Genomic DNA, 16,479 nt, shown 5'->3' on the forward strand with positions numbered 1-16,479 from the left:
CGACGGGAAACTCGGCCGATGAACTCACGAGTTGCCAGGCATGAAGCGAATCCCTATCCGGCGCTGGACTTGCGGCTCGATCCCCGGTTTGTCGGTGCGCTGGTCGAGCATGTCCGGACGAGGGATGGCATTCCCTTTGCCGAGTTCATGGACCGCTCTCTTTATGGGCTCGACGGGGAGGGGGGGTATTACAATTCGGGAATCGTCTCGATCGGCAATACCAGTGGCGACGATTTCCTCACGGCACCGGAGCGAAGTCGTTACTTTGGCCGTACGATCGCGAAAGCGCTGGTCGATATGCATGCGGCGATGGGCCGTCCCCGGTGCTTCGATGTGGTCGAGATGGGGGCGGGCAATGGTACGCTGGCTCACGATATCATCGAAACCTTGCAGGCCGACCACGTCGAGCTTCATGGCGCGCTTCGCTATACGATCGTGGAGTGCAGCCGGGCTCTGATCATGCGTCAGCGGGAAGCCCTGGCGGGAAAGAAACGGGTTCGCTGGGTCCACGCCAACGCAGACAGCCTGCCGTTGCGGAAGGTACGAGGCGTGTTGCTGTCCAACGAACTCCCCGATGCCTTTCCGGTGCACCGTGCCGTGGTTCGGGATGGCGAGCTCAGGGAGATTTACGTCACCGTCGATTCCCACGGGGCCTTCGTCGAAGAGGAGCGGTCGCCGAGTCCGGCTCTCGCCGCCGTGCTCCTGGACCTGAACAAGCTGTTCCCCATCGCGGCACAGCCTGATGGCGAGCGGTTGACGGTCAACGCCAGGGCCATGCATTGGATGCGTGAGCTCGGGGTGGCCCTCGATGAGGGCTATGTGCTGACTTTCGACTATGGACGGCCGGGTGTCATCAGGCAAGCGCCTTACACTGTCTTTGACTGGGAGCAGTACCCCTTGGATATCGGGTATCGATATCCCGGTGCGGTCGATATGACGTCTCACGTCGATCCTGTCGTGCTGTCGAAAGTCGGGGCGCGTGTCGGGCTGAAGCCCGTTTCCACGACATCTGCCCCGAAGGGCCTATATACGCAACCCGCTTTTCTGGAGGCGCACGGATTAAGGGCGGATCTGGCGATGGAAGCCGATACCCGGGAGCGAAACAGGGCCTTGGGGCTACTGGGGAAGGATTATGCCAATTTCTTTGCCCTGGTCCAGGAAAAGGCTCGCGGGACGCCAGGCGACGACGTTGTGAACCAGCGGTCAAGTAGCTTGACACCGCGGGTAGCAATGGTGCCTCCCGAGGGGGGGGCACTTCTCTATCATCTTGGTGATATCAAGGCCTTGAACAGGGCGTCGAACCAGGGTGCCCTGCCTCCCGGCCATTATGTTCACTTCATACGTATGCGCGGTCTGGTCACCGCCATGTCTTCTCTGCACCGGTGTAGGGTGCTGAGCAGTGGGCATGTCGGCGATGATGGTCATGTCCGGTGGCCCAGCAACCTCAAAGTTCGGGCCTGCCACGATGTTTACATCGTTGTCACTGCCCTGTCGGTGCCGGAGATGAAGGATCGCTTGCTCCGTGGCGTGGCGATTCCGTTTGCCGAACGTCACGGTGCCGATGCCTGGCTTTCAAACGGCATCAAGGGGAAATGAACCCGGCATTTTCCCCCCCCACACATCGACCAGCTCCGGCCAAGCGTCCATTAAAAGGCCATGCTTGATAAGTTTGAAAATAAGCAACGGCATGGGAGTGGTTTCTAGTGATGATAGAGATCGCCTCTTGTATTTATTGTATGGCGTTATAATTGGGTTGATACATAGCGCTGCGTGATGAATTATGTGTGCTAATAATAATATAAAACCAAAGGTTTCTGTTTGGTAACATTTTTATCTGGTTTTTTCTCCTGCGGCAATTGCACTGTCATTTCACTTATCTATGATGAACCCGTAGGTTGGTAACCCCGCTGGCGTAGCCGTGATCTGAAGTCGCTGTGATGTCTGTGAATAGACGGCAAGGGGTTCAGAAGAATGTTCCATTCCAATTCCACAGGCCAGTAAAGGAGAAATGCCATGGTCCTTTTCAAACTGATGCCCAAGAAGGAAAACGGTGCAGAGGGGGTGAGCGGTTCCGGTAGTGGCGGCATCGATGTCAACGAACTGAAGAAAGTCTTTGAAGACGCTGCCAACAAGTCCATGGAGGTCAGCAAGACCAAGACCGAGGGCAACACAGAGGTCGACACCGCCAGGGCGGCGCGGCCGAATAACTGACGTTGTCAGGGCGGGCGGTGGTGTCACCGCCCGCTGAATCACGCCTGGCGTGTTGGCAACAATCGACATTGCACGCGAGGGACGCCAGTTACTTTTTCACTAGCCGCTCGTCCTTGGGGGGTGGCTTGAATTCCTGATGGCAGGTGTCCTCATGGCCTCCGCATTCATGACATCCATAAGCACCTTCCTGTTGCCGACGACCGATGTCTTCTCGACACTGGAGGTCACGCGTGGTCTCCACCGTGGTGTCGCCATTCCCGTCGAACAGCCGGTCTGTCGGATCGGGTCCTCGCGGCATGCCGACGTGATGCTGAGTGACGATGCCGTTGTCGCCGAGCATGCCACCCTGCGCTTCCATGCCCGCATGGTCGCCATCGAGGCCGTGGGGGGAGATATCGAGGTCAATGGCAAGCGGCTCCCGCACGGGACCGGCTGGCGAACCGCGCTACCGGTGACGCTCGATATCGGTGAGGTGAGGCTGCAGCTTTCCCGGCCGGAACTGTCCTTGCCGCCGGCCGTGCAAGCTATCCAGGAAATCGCTAAAGGTGTCTACCGTGCCACGGGAGAGTCCATCACTGGTGTGCTGCAAGCGGCCAGGCAGAGGGTTCCCCCCGCTCTCCACGCCATCGGCGGGTTCGCTGCCCCCGGCCTTAACGCCATTCATCGGGCGCTTTCCCCGCTTTTCCTGGGTGTGAGGCGGTTCGTCTCCCCCGGTGCCCGCTGGCTCGGTAGGTGTCTGGCTCCAGCATCCCGGTGGATACGCGAACAGGGGAGCAAGATTGCGGTCCCGAAGCGCTGGCGTGAACGCCTGATGCCTCGACGTCGCGCTGTGCCTGGTACCTTCGTCAAGCGCAGTGCGGCCGTCACTGCGCTGTGCATGGCGGTGGCGCTCATCGGCATTTATCAATTCGTCGGTGTCGGCAAGGCCGACGCCAGCATTTCTCCCCATGCCCTGCACTCCGCCGCCTTCCTGCACCCACAGGCGGCCGAGGCCGCCCGGTTGCTCATGACACCCTCCCTGTCTCCGAGCGAGGCACTGGCCCAGCAATTGGAGGAAGCCGGTCTCGACAGCCTGCAGGTTCGGGATGCCGGTAACCACCTGGTCGTTTCCGGTGAGTTCGCCCCGGAAAGATACGATGCCTGGCGCGACGTGCAACGCTGGTTCGACCAGCACCACGGCAGCAGTCAGGTCTTGATCAGCGATGCCCGGCCGGGTCTGGCGCTCGACGCCCCGGCCTTTCAGTTCCAGGCGGTGTGGTTCGGTGACAACCCCTACGTCATCGACGCCCGGGGCGAGAGACTCTATCCAGGGGCCGCGTTGCGGGAGGGTTGGGTGCTCGCCGAGATCGGCGACAGCCGTGTCACGGTGCGCCGTGGCGACGATGAATTTTCCCTGACGCTCTAGCGGGATGGACCCGATGAAAGTCACTGCCGACCGGACCAATGACGCCCAGCGGCTCCGCGGGAGCCCGGAGTCGGCGGCGCGTGTCGATGACACCGGTGGCCACCGCCCCGTCGACCCGCAACGCCAGGCCGATTTCGCGCGAGCCGTGGAAAGCAGCCAGGCACGCCGCCAGGACCACGGCTCGCTGCTCGAGCAGATCGAGCGGTTGACGCTGCCTACCGCCAGCGATCCGTCGCTCTACAGCAATGAACGCAGCATCGAACTGCTGCAGCACATCGTCGATAACGTACTGCCAGGGATGGACACTGACGTCGACATCGCCGAGTTGGCCGCCCAGGTACTCACCGAGGAGATCAGCCAGCGGCTGGAGTGGGCGGAGCGCCATGCCGAGGCCGGGGAAAGCCATTCATGAACGATAGCGATCGTAATGCCGCAGATCTGCTGCATATGCTGGGACACCTCTATGCCAAGAGTGGCGACCACAAGCGTGGGCTCGTGTTGCTGCTGCTGGCTGCGCACATCGCTCCTGTCCACCCGGGCATTCTGCATACACTGACCCGGGCCTTCATCGCTGTCGGTGACGCTCGGCGTGCGCTCAATGCGATCGACCGCCTCGAGCAACTACAAGGTTCCTCGCCCACGCTGATGCTGCTGCAGAGCCGGGCACTCTGGTCCGAGGGGCGCGAGGACGATGCCCGGCACTGTTTTCGTGAGTACATGCAGCGCCGGGGCGACACATGAACGGCGCCTTCACCAAGCTCAACGTCATCGCCCAACGCGCTGCGCAACGCAGCGACGTGGTGATCGCCATCTTCATCGTGCTGGCGGTCATCATGATGATCATCCCGTTGCCGACCGCCCTGGTGGATGCCCTGATCGGCCTCAACATCGGTTTCAGCCTGCTGATCCTGATCGTGGCGTTCTACATCACCCATCCGGTCGAATACTCGTCGCTGCCACCGATCATCCTGCTGGCCACGCTGTTTCGCCTGGCGCTGTCGATCACCACCACGCGGCTGATCCTGCTCGAGGGGGATGCGGGTCAGATCGTCTCGGCGTTCGGCAACTTCGTCATTGCCGGTGAGGTGGTGATCGGCCTGGTGGTCTTCCTGATCATCACCGTGGCCCAGTTCCTGGTGATCACCAAGGGCGCGGAACGCGTCGCCGAGGTGGCCGCCCGCTTCATCCTGGACGCCATGCCGGGCAAGCAGATGAGCATCGACAATGACCTGCGCAATGGCGAAATCGACCAGGCCCAGGCGCATGCCAAGCGCAAGCGCCTGGAACAGGAAAGCCAGCTCTACGGAGCCATGGACGGTGCCATGAAGTTCGTCAAGGGCGATGCCATCGCGGGCCTGGTGATCCTGTGCGTCAACCTGGTCGGCGGGCTATCGATCGGCATGGTCAAGCGTGACATGTCGTTCGGCGAGGCGGTGAACACCTATTCGCTGCTGACCGTCGGGGACGGGCTCATCGCCCAGATCCCGGCACTGCTGATCGCCGTCGGCGCCGGCACGGTGGTGACGCGGGTCAGTTCCGACCACAGCGGCGACCTCGGCAGCGAGATCGTCAGCCAACTCGGCAGGAACTCACGGGCACTGGGATTGACCGCCGTGATCCTGTTCTTCGTCGCCTTCATCCCGGGGTTCACCTCCACGGTATTCCTGAGCCTGGCGGCAGGGCTCGGCTTTGCCGCCTGGGTGATTCGTCGTCGTGAACTCCGGCTCGCCGGGGACATGATGCCGGACACCGCACCGACGGTGGAGTCGAGGGGAGAGATGCCTTCTTCGCCCTCGGCGGCGGCAACATCGGAGACCGTTACTACTTCGGCGGCAACCCAGGCGGCCCCGCATCGGGTGGTGCTATCGCTGGCCACGTCACTGGCCGAGGCGCTGGTGCTCGAGACTCTCCGCCAGGGGCTCGACGAGGCACGACGCCGGGCGGGTGACGACCTGGGCATCGACTTGCCGAGCGTCGGTCTGGGTGTCGATGCGGCACTGGAAGCGCATCACTTCGGCATCGAGCTCGACGAAGTGCCGATCATGAAGGGCGAGATACCCGTCGACCGTGTCCTGCTCGACGACGATCCCGTACACCTGGAGTTGCTCGGGGTCGAATCTGTCAGTCACCCGCCGCTGTTGAGCCGCCGCCCCGGGCACTGGGTCGCCACCCCGGAACTCGAGCGCCTCGATGAGGCCGGCATCGGCTACCGGACGGTCGATCAGGTGCTGTGCCACTGCCTGGAGCGCATCCTGGCCCGCTACGCCGGCGAGTTCATCGGCATCCAGGAGACACGTGCCCTGTTGTCGGGCATGGAGCAGGACTACGCGGAACTGGTGGGGGAGGCGGTACGCGTGGTGTCGCTGCAGAAGATGTCGGACATCCTGCGTCGCCTGGTGGATGACGGCATCCCCCTGCGCGCGCTGCGCACCATCCTGGAGGCGATGGTGACCTGGGGGCCGCAGGAGCAGAGCGTGCCGCGCCTGGCCGAGCGCATCCGTACCGCCCTGGCTCGTCAGATCTGCCATCGCTTCGCGCGAGCGGACCGTGTGCTGCCGGCCTGGGTGGTGACCCGCCAGCTCGAGGATGCCATCCGCGCATCACAACGCGATGGTGATGGCGCCCCCCGGGGCGGGGGGCTACCGGTGACGCTGTCCCGCTCGCTGAGCCAGTGGTTTCAGCAGCGACTGGACAAGCTGGACGATGACATGGCCCCCGTCGTGATCGCCTCCGCCGACGTACGGCCGGCGCTGCAGCAATGGTCGAAGCGCCATGAGCTGGACTTGCCGGTCATCGCCTGGCCGGAAGTGGCGCCGGAATTCAACCTGCAGTCACTGGCACAGGTGCAGTTGCCGCAGGTGCCGTCACGCACCGGCATCAATGAAGCGACGAGTTCCCCCAAAGGCAAGGCCCAATGAGTGTGTCGATCAATGACAATCCACCCCCTGTGCATGGAGCAGCCCCTGTGTCGCCAGCCCCCTTCTCGATATCCAGAGCGCTTTTCGGCTACGCGGCGCTGGAGCGTCATCTCTCGCACCTGGCGGCACTGCTGCTGGCGCCCCTCCTGATGCTGCTGGCGTTGCCCGGCCATGCCCAGACGGATGTCGATACCGCTGACGAGCAGGGCCTGACCCTGGAAACCGGACAGGGGCGTATCCTGCGTTTCAGCGAAGCGGCGGCCTCGGTGTTCGTGGCCGATCCCGAGGTGGCCGACGTGCAGGTCGTGTCGCAGGGCGTTCTCTACCTGTTCGGCAAGACTCAGGGCGATACCAACCTGATCGTGCTGAGTGACGACGATCGCACCCAGGCCTCGATGCGTCTGCAGGTGCGCAACGGCGACCAGGTTGCCCGCCAGGCGCTTCGCGAGGCGGGCGCCGATGCCCCGATCCGCCTGCGCATGGCCGGCAATCAACTGGTGGCAGAAGGCGACGGCCAGGATGTCTCCAGTGCCATCGCCACGCAGTCCACCCTCGAGAGTCACGCGCCGGAGGAGGGCGGGTCACTGGACAATACCACCTACGAGGGCGGTACCCAGATCAACCTTCGCGTGCGCTTTGCCGAGGTGTCTCGCGAGGAACTGCTGCAGTATGGCGTCAGCTGGAGCGCGCTGATCAACAACGGTTCCTTTTCGCTCGGCGTCTTCCCCGGCTCCCAGGCCGGCAATACCTTCGGCACCATCGGGGCGGGAGCCGACAGCGTCGACGGCCTGCTCCAGGCCCTGCAGGAAAACGACCTGCTGCAGATCCTGGCCGAGCCCAATATCACTGCCGTCACCGGGGAGACGGCCAGTTTCCTGGCCGGTGGCGAGATCCCCATCCCGGTGCCGGTCAGCCGCGACCTGGTCGGCATCGAATACAAGCAATTCGGCGTTTCGCTGCTGTTCACCCCGGCACTGCTGCCCAACGACCGCATCTCCCTGCAGGTACGTCCCGAGGTGAGCAGCCTGACCGGCAGCAGCGTCGAGATCGGCGGCCTCAGCGTGCCGGGGCTGCAGGTACGCCGCGCCGACACCCTGGTCGAGGTGGGGAGCGGCCAGACCTTCGCCATCGCCGGCTTGTTCCAGCGTGACACCTTCAACAATGTCGAACGCATTCCCGGGCTGGGGGATATCCCGATCCTCGGCAACCTGTTTCGCTCGCGGCGCTTCCAGCGCAACGAAACCGAACTGGTGATCCTGATCACGCCCTACATCGTCGAGCCGAGCTCGGCGCCGACACCGCGTACGCCGCTGGACCTGGCAAGAGTCACCGGTGACGACGGCCGACTCGACACTCGCACCATCTACCAGGTGGAGCGGAATGACCCCTTCGGGTTTCATCTGCAATGAATGGGGGGATGAAGAACATGAAGCATGCATGCCGCACGGCCTGGTGGCGACTCATCCCCCTGTCGATGCTGCTGGGCGGCTGCGCATCGTCACTCGGTCCGATCTCCTGGGAGACGGGGTACCGGCAGGTCGCGGAGGATCCCGCGGATGGCGACGCCGCCCAGCGCCTGGCGATCGTGCCCTATAGCTGTCGAGTGCAACCCGACCAGAGCGGCATCGTCACCCTGCCATCCGGTTGTGCCAACGATCTCAACCTGCAACGCATGGTCGAGCGTCCCGACGATCTGCTGCATGGGCGCGAGATGGGCCCCGCGCCGGCGGCGCCGGTCGCTGCGGCGGCCCGCGAGCGGCTGGACGGGCGTGAGCAGGCCAACAGTCGCCGCGTTCAGCTCGAGTCGGAGGCGCGCAGCGCCACCGGCAGAAGTGCCACCTCGGGGGATATGTGAGCGCCTTGGGCCTGTGCCGCCCGGGGGCCGGCGCCCATGGCGCCGGCGCCCATGGCGCCGGCGGCGAGGATCACTTGGCCATCGCCAGCCCCATGGCGCGGGCGCGTTCGACAGGGTCGGGGATCTCGGCGATGCGCTGGGCACGCTCGATCAGCGACTGGCGGAGCGAGTCGGGCATGTCGGGGATCGTCGCGCTTGCCGCAAGATCCAGGTCCTGGGACAGCACCAGCACCAGTATCAGGTTACGGAAATGGCGCTGCTCGGCCAGTGGCGAATCACTGACCCGCTGCATCAGCGTAATGGCTTCGGTGCTCTCGCCGACCAGCGCGTGCGCCAGTGCCAGGTTGGTGAGGGTGTCGGGATCCTGGGGGGCAAGGGCCACGGCACGCGAGAAGGCATGCTGCGCGGCCTCTCCCTGGCCCAGCAAGGCGTGGGCGACGCCCAGTCGGCTCCATGCCTGTCGGGTATCGAGTTCGGGGACGGCCTTTTGCAGATTGCGTGTTGCGCCCTCGACTTCGCCGAGCTGGAGTTGGGTCATACCCAGTCCCAGCAGCGCCTCCGGGTTCTCGATGTCGAAAGTGAGCGCAGTACGGAACGCGGCCTTGGCGGCCTCCGTATTCCCGGCGGCGAGTCGTGCCTTGCCGAGCCGAACGTGGATGTCGGGGGAGTCGTCCGACATTTCCAGGGCTCGCTCGTACATGGCGGCGGCAGTCGCATGGTCTCCGCGCTGGTTGATGTCGTCAGCCAGGCCGAGCAACCGCGCTTCCTCTCCCCTCGGGCCGGTGGTCGTGCAGGCAGCCAATGCCGCGCAGGACAGCAGGAGAGAAAGGCGTAAATGGGGGCATGTCACTGTCGGGTTCTCCTTCTTCCGGGCTCTTCAGGGGCCTTGGGGTAACGGGCAAGGACGAGTCGGGAATGCCTGTGCTGCGTCAAGAAGTTCAGTGCATGAAGTAACGCGGTGGCTGCAGCAATGGCGTGATGATTCATCGCTATATTATGCGAAACTTTCACTCCTTGATACATCGGGTGATGAAAATATCGGGATCGGCAATGGGTCGGAAGGGCGACTGGTTTCTCGTATGAATTCCGAGCCTGGCTTGGCTGATCCATGTGCTGACGTGCTGCCACGCAAGCGGTTCGAAAGATGGCTGCGCCTCATCGGTTCTATCATCATGACAGCCATCGTCAGTTTCGTCTGGCCAACGAATGCGCTAGCCAGCGACGACACGGGATGGCTCGGTGACGAGTGGCAGGAGCGTGAGTATCGCTATGTCATCATCGATCAGGATGTTCGCGATGTATTGAAGGAACTAGGCTACAACCTGTCCATGCCGGTGGAGATTTCTCGTGAGGTAAGTGGGCGCGTGCGTGGTGACATTCGCACCGGAAGTGTCGAGGAATTTCTCGAGCAGATCAGTGCCACCAATGGTCTGGCCTGGTTCTTCGATGGCGGTGTGCTGCATGTCAACACCCGCCAGGAGATGACCCAGCGTCGTTTCGATCTTGAGGGTATCGATTCGCAGCGCTTGATGGACGAGATCGAGCGCGCCCGTATCGGCAGCCCACTGAGAGCAAGATTGATAAACGGCGAATCGACGCTGCAGGCCTGGGGACCCGAGCCCTGGATCGACAGTGTGGCACGCCACGTCGAGCGCCTGAGGAAACCGGCTTCGAGAGGCCCTTCAGGGGTCCGGGTATTTCGTGGAGGAACGGCGACGGAAACCTCGGTCGTCGAATGAGTGAACTGGATTAGGAGGATTGACATGGCGACTATCGAACCCACAGCTGCGCCGGGGCCCAATGACGTCTCGGGGTCCGATCAGCAGGCCTTCGATGCGGCGGTCGACAATGCCAGGGCGACGGAGATGGTCGGCGAAGCCGTTGGCTCCTTGGCGGCATCGCACCTGTTGGACTACGCCGGCGACATGCTCAAGGACGAAGGCTGAATGTTCGCCTGGCCGCGTGCGGTGTGAACCAGCGGGTGATGCCGCACTTTCCATGATGGTAGCGAGGGAGGGAGCGAGATGACCCCCACGACAGCGATTGGCGCAGGCCCGATGCCGGCGTCGGCCAGTGGCCCCGATCTCGGGGCCCTGGCCTCGCAGAATCTGTTCGAACACATGGCGCGCACATCCGGCTCGACGCTGCAGGCCGTGACCCCCGCCGAGCTGGGCGGCGACCTCATGAGCAAGCTGGAAGGCACGATCGAACGGATACAGAATTTCACCGACAGGGTCGGTGGAGACGCCGGTGCACCATCGTCCATTGCCGATGGCGAAGGCATGCGCAGCGAGGAGGCCAGCGGCTTGGGTGACTCCGAGTACGAGCGCATGATCGCATCGTTCGGCGCGATGTTCGATCATGCGGTCGAGGCGCGACTGATCTCGTCCAGTGCGTCCCAGGTGTCAGGGGCCTGCAAGACCTTGCTGCGGGGACAATGAGCCTTGTTCTCTACTGATCGGATCCGGGCGCCACGCTCCCAGGCCGCCAGGCTGCTGCTGATCATCGTCGCTGCCCTGCTGCTGCAGGCATGCGATGCCGAACTCTATACCGGCCTGAGCGAACGTGAAGCCAACGTCATGGTGGCGACCCTGGCGCGGCATGGCATTCCTGCCAAGCGGGTGGCCGAGGATGAGGGGCGCATGACCGTCACCGTCGACGAGGACAGCTTCGCCGAGGCGGTCGCGATCCTCGACCGCCTCGGCCTGCCCGAGGAGACGTTCACCAACCTCGGTGAGGTCTTCGAGAACAACAGCCTGGTGTCATCGCCGGTACAGGAACGTGCCCAGATGATCTATGCGCTCAGCGAGGAGCTGTCGCATACGGTCTCCCAGGTCGACGGTGTGCTCTCGGCCCGGGTGCACGTCGTATTGCCCGAGAACGACCTGATGCGCCAGAACAGCACGCCGTCGTCGGCATCGGTGTTCGTTCGTCATGCACCGGAACTCGATGTCGGCCCCTTGATCCCGCGGATCAAGACGCTGGTCGCCAATGGCATCTCGGGTCTCGCCTACGACAATGTCTCGGTGGTGCCGGTCGCGGCCATGAGGCTGGAATCCCGGATCGACGTCGCCCCTTCGATGAGCTCCTTTCTGGGCATCGCCATGCCGGCCACGAGTGTGGGGCGTGTCGGATGGATCTTCGGCATCCTCATCGTACTGGTGCTGGGACTGGCCGCTGCCCTGGGCTGGATGGCCTGGCACAGACGCCGACGGGATACCTATGAACTGGAAACCCCGCCATGAGCTCCACTTCGCGTGTCCAGCCCCCTGAGCGAGCCGCCGGCAACAGCCCCCGGAGGGCGGGCTTCCTCGACTCACCGGCAGCCTGCATCGCACCGCGATGGCTGCGCGACTGCCTGGGCGATATCGCCGACGACGCCACCCTGGACAGCCTGGCGGGTCATCCCCGCTTCCAGCGGCGCTTGATGCAGTTGTTGATCCGACGGCATGACTTGCCGCCTCCCGAGTCGCTGCCCGCGCCAGGGGAGCCCGATCTGACACTGCTGAGGCTGCCATCCGATGCCGCCGACACCCTGGTGCACTATTGCGGCATGATCTGCCACGCCATGGCCTTCGTCCGGGAGATACGTGCACCGCGGGTGGTGGCCCTCAAGGAGCGTTTCGGCGAGGCCGCCTTTGCCGCTGCACTGGCCAATCGGGAGTTGGCGATCTCCGGCGCCACCTTCGCCGACGATGATGCGCTCGCCCATGCCGTCCGTCGCGATGGCTCGGCCTGTTTCACGGCATGGCTGTCGAGCCAGCCGGCAGCACTCATCGCCTGGCTACGCCTGGGACTGGCCTGCGACCTGGCAGCGAGTGACGCGGGCATGCCGCCGGAAATTCATGCACAGGGCGTCCTCATTACCCGCCGTGCCGCGGCTATCCTCGCCGCTATCGAGCCCAGGGAATCACATCATGAACGAGCTTCCGACACGTCCGAGCAAGACGATTCTGCGTAACGGCGAAGCGCAGGCATGGATAGACGGCTACGCCTTCCTCGAACGCGCCAGGGCGCGTGCCAGCGAGATCGACGTCGAGACGCGCCGTACCACCGCCACTGCCTATGCCGATGGTTTCGAGGAGGGACGCCGCGAGGGCGAAGCCCAGTCGGCCGAACTGCTGGCACAGACCACGCAGCGTGTGGCGTCCTACCTGGGCGGTCTCGACCGGTCGATGGCCGAACTCTGCCTGCAGATGGTGCACCGCATCCTGGGCGAGTTCGACGATGCCGAACTGATCGGCCGCTGCGTGCGCCAGGCGTTGCGCGAGTATCGCCATGACATGAACGTGACCGTCCGCGTCGCCTCCGAGCGGGTGGCGGATGTCGAAGCGCTGCTGGCCGCCGTGCCGGGCGCGCCCGATGGCCCCGCCTACCGGGTCGAGGGCGATGCCCAGTTAGGCCCCGGACAGTGCCTGCTGGTCAGCCCGGTCGCGGTGGTCGATGTCGGGCTCGACGTGCAGCTGACGACCCTGCGCAGTGCGCTGATGGCCGGCAAGGAGCCGCCTCGATGAGCCGCCCCGAGATCGATTTCGACGCGCTGCTGCCGCGCCTGGGCGAGCGCCTGGCCGAGGCCGAACTGCGCCCGGTGCACGGTCGCGTACGCCGCATCCGCGGCTTGCTGGTGCATGCCAGCGTCGCTGGCACCGGCATCGGCGAACTGTGCTACCTGCGCGACCCGTTGAGCGGCCGCCACGTGGCCGCCGAGGTGATCGGCTTCGAGGACGAGGACGCCATCCTGTCGCCGATCGGCGATCTGCAGGGCATGTCGACCCGTGCCGAGGTCATCGCCACCGGCGGCCCCCAGGGGGTGCCCGTGGGGGAAGCGCTGCTCGGCCGGGTGATCAGCCCGCTGGGGGCGTTCGTCGATGCCGCCCCGGAAGGCGACGTCGGCGTCTTGAGTGCCTATCCCGTCCATGCCGAGCCGCCCATGCCGTTGTCGCGACAATTGATCCAGCACCCGTTGGCGTTGGGCATTCGCGCCATCGATGGGCTGCTGACCGTGGCCAAGGGCCAGCGCGTCGGGATCTTCGGTGAACCGGGGGTCGGCAAGTCGTCGCTGCTGTCCGCCATCGTGTGCGGTAGCGAGGCGGATGTCATCGTGCTGGGGCTGATCGGTGAGCGTGGCCGCGAAGTGCGCGAGCTGCTGGACGTGCAACTGGATGCCAAGGCACGGCGGCGCACGGTCTGTGTGGTGGCCACTTCCGACCGCCCGGCCATCGAGCGGGCCCGGGCCGCCATGGTCGCTACCAGCGTGGCGGAATACTTTCGCGACCAGGGGCGCGACGTCCTGCTGCTGGTCGACAGCATCACCCGCTTTGCCCGCGCCCAGCGCGAGATCGGTCTGGCCGCCGGCGAGCCGCCGACCCGGCGGGGCTACCCGCCGTCGTTCTTCGCTGCCCTGCCGCGCCTGCTGGAACGCGCGGGGCCGGGTGCCACCGGCAGCATCACGGCGCTGTATACCGTGCTCACCGAGGGTGACGGAACCCTCGACCCGGTGGCCGAGGAGACCCGCGCCATCCTCGACGGCCACATCATCCTCAGCGCCGACCTGGCCCGACGCGACCACTTCCCGGCCATCGACGTGCTCGCCAGCCGTAGTCGCCTGATGGAGACGGTCACCACGAGCGAACAGCGCCAGCACGCCAGCCGGATACGTGACCTGCTGGCCCGCTACCGCGATGTCGAGCTGTTGCTGCAGGTCGGCGAATACCGCGAAGGCAGCGATGCCCGCACCGACGATGCGGTCAGCAGGCACGCCACCATCGAAGCCTTCCTGCGCCAGGGCGGCACGGAGCACAGCGATTTCGAGGAGACCCAGCGACGCATGAGCGAGCTCCTGTCATGAGCGACCGCCAGCGCCTCGAACGGCTGATGACGCTGCGCGAGCGTCGCGAACGCCTGACCCAGGCCGCCCTGATGGAACAGCACCACCGCTGTCAGGCCGAGGCGCGGCGCATCGACCGCCTGGACGGCGACCTGGCCCGGGAGCGCAGCGACTTCGATCGCCTCGAGCGCGAGTGGTTCGACGCCATGCAGGGCACGACCCTGTCGGCACAGGAACTGGAGCAGGCGCGGCAGGCCATCGACGACCACTACCGGCGCCAGGCCGAATTGACCGAGGCCCGACGCGCCGCCGACCTCGAGCATCGCCGGCAACTCGCCGAACGCGAACGGTGCGCCAGCGAGTGGGTCCGCCGGACCCGTGCCAGGCAAGCCCTTGGCTCCCTGCTGGAGCGTCACCGCCGTGCCGACCACATCGCCGCCGAAGGGCGCCACGAACTGGATATCGAGGACGACGCACCCCGGGGAGGACATTGATGGTGGAGCTCGAGGTGCCGCGCGGCGATGAGCGGCAGCATGTCCCGGCGGATTTCCCGGCAGGCGCTGTGCCTCCACGGTTGCCGAGCCTGGACCCGGAGCTCGTCGATACGCTGAACGCCCTGAATCGCCCCCGCTTGGCGTTGACGCTGCCCCTTGGCGAGCGTGAGTGGCTGGTGCGACTCGATAAGGGCGCTGAGCCGGCATCCCTGGCGATCTCGATCGCGGCAAGCATCGGTGAAGCGCCAGCGGTGCTGCACGTTTCTCACCAGAGCCTGGCGGTGCTGACGGCACATCTGGCGCTGCACCGCTCGCTGTCGGAGTGCACGCCCGACCAGCGGGCGCTGTGGCTGGAGTACGCCCTGCTGGAGTGGATCGGGCCCCTGGAGGAGCAGCTGGGCCAGCCGATCCAGTTGCTCGGCGATGCCCCCGAGTCCGAGGCCGGGCCGCCCATTCGCCTGCCGCTGCGCCTCGAGGTCGACGGCCAGGCCTGTCGCCTGTCGCTGTCGTTGGGTGTCGCCACCGCCCGGACGCTGTTGCCGCTGCTCGATGCGCACTGCCCATGCACACCGACGTCCTGCTCGGCGCTGCCGCTGCCGCTGCAATGGATTGCCGGCTATCAGGACCTGACGCTGGCCGAGCTGCGCAGTCTCGCGCCCGGCGACGTGGTGCTGCTCGAGCGGCCGGAGAGGGCGGTGGCGGTGGCCGGTCGCCTGTTGATCCGGGTGGCCGAGCAGCGTGGTGGTCTTCAGCTGGCCGTGCCGCCGGCCGCCTGGCACGACGGCGACCTCGACACGTCGCCGGTGCCCGCGAACAACGACAACCCCCAGAGGAGGAGTGACGACATGGAAGACGACGCTCGGAAACCGGCACCGCCACGCCTGGATGCGGCGACCCTGGACCGCCTGCCGGTACGCCTGGTATGCGAGCTGGGACGCCTGGAACTCTCCCTCGGCGAGTTCCGCGAACTGGACCAGGGCAGTGTGCTGCCGCTGTCTCGACCGGCGGAGAACGCCGTGGATATCGTGGTCAACGGCCGGCACATGGGGCGCGGCCGGCTGGTGGAGATCGGCGACAGCCTGGGCGTGCAGATCGTGAGGCTGTCCCGCGATGAGTGACTTCGAGCCCAACCTGATCGGGATGATCATCGTTGTCGCCTCGCTGGGCCTGTTGCCACTGGCGGTCGTCACCATGACCGCGTTCCTCAAGATCGCCGTGGTGCTGTTTCTGATCCGCAATGCGCTGGGCATCCAGCAGACGCCGCCCAACCTGGTGCTGTACGGCATCGCCCTGGTGCTGACCGTGTATATCACCACCCCCCTGGTCGGCGAGATGGTCTACCAGTTCGAGAGTCACACCGGCGAACTGGAGAACGTGGAGGACATTCGTGCAACCGGCGCGCTACTGCGCGAACCACTGCAGGACTATCTCTCGCTCTATGCCAACGAACGCGAGCGCGCCTTCTTCATCGATGCCACCCAGAACATCTGGTCGGAACAGGCACGCGATAACCTCGAGAAAGACGACCTGGTGGTGCTGATGCCGTCCTTCGTCACCTCCGAGCTCACCCGCGCCTTCGAGATCGGTTTCCTCATCTACATTCCGTTTCTGGTCATCGACCTGATCGTGGCCAATGTGCTGATGGCGATGGGCATGGTGATGGTGGCCCCCCCACTGATCTCGGTACCGTTGAAGATCCTGCTGTTCGTCGCCGTCGACGGCTGGTCGCGGCTGATGCATGGCCTGATTCTCAGCTATGGGGGGTAGTA

At 64.9% G+C, this 16,479-nt stretch carries 19 protein-coding genes; 18 read left to right on the plus strand and 1 reads right to left on the minus strand.

Annotated elements, in window-relative coordinates:
* Positions 1-18 precede the first annotated feature (18 nt).
* The 8 genes from QWY76_RS12935 (at position 19) to QWY76_RS12970 (ending at position 8,389) form a co-directional block, all read left to right on the plus strand.
* The gene (locus tag QWY76_RS12935; RefSeq protein WP_290311674.1) at positions 19-1,596 is read left to right on the plus strand and encodes an SAM-dependent methyltransferase; all 1,578 of its coding nucleotides are present in this window, start codon (positions 19-21) and stop codon (positions 1,594-1,596) included.
* A 417-nt stretch (positions 1,597-2,013) separates the two neighbouring features.
* The gene (locus QWY76_RS12940; RefSeq protein ID WP_290311675.1) at positions 2,014-2,211 is read left to right on the plus strand and encodes a hypothetical protein; all 198 of its coding nucleotides are present in this window, start codon (positions 2,014-2,016) and stop codon (positions 2,209-2,211) included.
* Positions 2,212-2,362: 151 nt separating this feature from the next.
* A complete protein-coding gene (locus QWY76_RS12945) occupies positions 2,363-3,616 on the plus strand; it encodes a SctD/MshK family protein (RefSeq protein WP_290311676.1) in 1,254 nt (417 codons plus the stop codon).
* Positions 3,617-3,629: 13 nt separating this feature from the next.
* On the plus strand, positions 3,630-4,028 hold the full coding sequence (locus QWY76_RS12950) for a hypothetical protein (RefSeq protein WP_290311678.1): 399 nt from the start codon (positions 3,630-3,632) through the stop codon (positions 4,026-4,028).
* A complete protein-coding gene (locus QWY76_RS12955) occupies positions 4,025-4,357 on the plus strand; it encodes a tetratricopeptide repeat protein (RefSeq protein ID WP_290311679.1) in 333 nt (110 codons plus the stop codon). Before QWY76_RS12950 ends, QWY76_RS12955 begins: the two co-directional genes overlap by 4 nt.
* A complete protein-coding gene (gene sctV, locus QWY76_RS12960) occupies positions 4,354-6,534 on the plus strand; it encodes a type III secretion system export apparatus subunit SctV (protein ID WP_290311680.1) in 2,181 nt (726 codons plus the stop codon). The genes QWY76_RS12955 and sctV overlap by 4 nt, the downstream gene beginning before the upstream one ends.
* A gap of 47 nt (positions 6,535-6,581) precedes the next feature.
* Positions 6,582-7,943, plus strand: a complete 1,362-nt coding sequence (locus tag QWY76_RS12965; RefSeq protein ID WP_290311681.1) for a type II and III secretion system protein family protein — start codon at positions 6,582-6,584, stop codon at positions 7,941-7,943.
* Between the two features lie 17 nt (positions 7,944-7,960).
* A complete protein-coding gene (locus tag QWY76_RS12970) occupies positions 7,961-8,389 on the plus strand; it encodes a hypothetical protein (protein WP_290311682.1) in 429 nt (142 codons plus the stop codon).
* 70 nt (positions 8,390-8,459) lie between these two features.
* Here QWY76_RS12970 and QWY76_RS12975 read toward each other — a convergent pair whose 3' ends face one another.
* Positions 8,460-9,146, minus strand: a complete 687-nt coding sequence (locus QWY76_RS12975) for a tetratricopeptide repeat protein (RefSeq protein WP_290311683.1) — start codon at positions 9,144-9,146, stop codon at positions 8,460-8,462.
* Between the two features lie 184 nt (positions 9,147-9,330).
* On the opposite strand from QWY76_RS12975, the gene QWY76_RS12980 reads away from it, so the two are divergent.
* The 10 genes from QWY76_RS12980 to sctR all read left to right on the plus strand — a co-directional run bounded on the left by QWY76_RS12980 (position 9,331) and on the right by sctR (position 16,477).
* Positions 9,331-10,128 carry a hypothetical protein gene (locus tag QWY76_RS12980; RefSeq protein ID WP_290311684.1) on the plus strand — a complete coding sequence of 266 codons (798 nt, stop codon included), beginning with the start codon at positions 9,331-9,333 and terminating at the stop codon, positions 10,126-10,128.
* Between the two features lie 24 nt (positions 10,129-10,152).
* On the plus strand, positions 10,153-10,335 hold the full coding sequence (locus tag QWY76_RS12985; RefSeq protein WP_290311685.1) for a hypothetical protein: 183 nt from the start codon (positions 10,153-10,155) through the stop codon (positions 10,333-10,335).
* 78 nt (positions 10,336-10,413) lie between these two features.
* Positions 10,414-10,830 (plus strand): hypothetical protein, encoded by a 417-nt coding sequence (locus tag QWY76_RS12990; RefSeq protein ID WP_290311686.1) that lies wholly within the window; start codon positions 10,414-10,416, stop codon positions 10,828-10,830.
* 3 nt (positions 10,831-10,833) lie between these two features.
* On the plus strand, positions 10,834-11,634 hold the full coding sequence (gene sctJ / locus QWY76_RS12995) for a type III secretion system inner membrane ring lipoprotein SctJ (protein ID WP_290311688.1): 801 nt from the start codon (positions 10,834-10,836) through the stop codon (positions 11,632-11,634).
* Positions 11,631-12,350, plus strand: a complete 720-nt coding sequence (locus QWY76_RS13000) for a hypothetical protein (protein ID WP_290311689.1) — start codon at positions 11,631-11,633, stop codon at positions 12,348-12,350. The genes sctJ and QWY76_RS13000 overlap by 4 nt, the downstream gene beginning before the upstream one ends.
* Positions 12,307-12,903 carry a FliH/SctL family protein gene (locus QWY76_RS13005; RefSeq protein WP_290311690.1) on the plus strand — a complete coding sequence of 199 codons (597 nt, stop codon included), beginning with the start codon at positions 12,307-12,309 and terminating at the stop codon, positions 12,901-12,903. Before QWY76_RS13000 ends, QWY76_RS13005 begins: the two co-directional genes overlap by 44 nt.
* Positions 12,900-14,237, plus strand: coding sequence for a FliI/YscN family ATPase (locus QWY76_RS13010; protein ID WP_290311691.1), 1,338 nt, complete (start codon positions 12,900-12,902; stop codon positions 14,235-14,237). Before QWY76_RS13005 ends, QWY76_RS13010 begins: the two co-directional genes overlap by 4 nt.
* Positions 14,234-14,710 (plus strand): hypothetical protein, encoded by a 477-nt coding sequence (locus tag QWY76_RS13015; RefSeq protein WP_290311692.1) that lies wholly within the window; start codon positions 14,234-14,236, stop codon positions 14,708-14,710. Before QWY76_RS13010 ends, QWY76_RS13015 begins: the two co-directional genes overlap by 4 nt.
* On the plus strand, positions 14,710-15,828 hold the full coding sequence (gene sctQ / locus QWY76_RS13020) for a type III secretion system cytoplasmic ring protein SctQ (RefSeq protein WP_290311693.1): 1,119 nt from the start codon (positions 14,710-14,712) through the stop codon (positions 15,826-15,828). The genes QWY76_RS13015 and sctQ overlap by 1 nt, the downstream gene beginning before the upstream one ends.
* A complete protein-coding gene (gene sctR / locus QWY76_RS13025; RefSeq protein WP_290311695.1) occupies positions 15,821-16,477 on the plus strand; it encodes a type III secretion system export apparatus subunit SctR in 657 nt (218 codons plus the stop codon). Before sctQ ends, sctR begins: the two co-directional genes overlap by 8 nt.
* Positions 16,478-16,479 lie beyond the last annotated feature (2 nt).

Origin of the sequence: Halomonas maura, assembly GCF_030409305.1 — a bacterium.
In the GTDB taxonomy this organism is placed as follows: domain Bacteria; phylum Pseudomonadota; class Gammaproteobacteria; order Pseudomonadales; family Halomonadaceae; genus Halomonas; species Halomonas maura.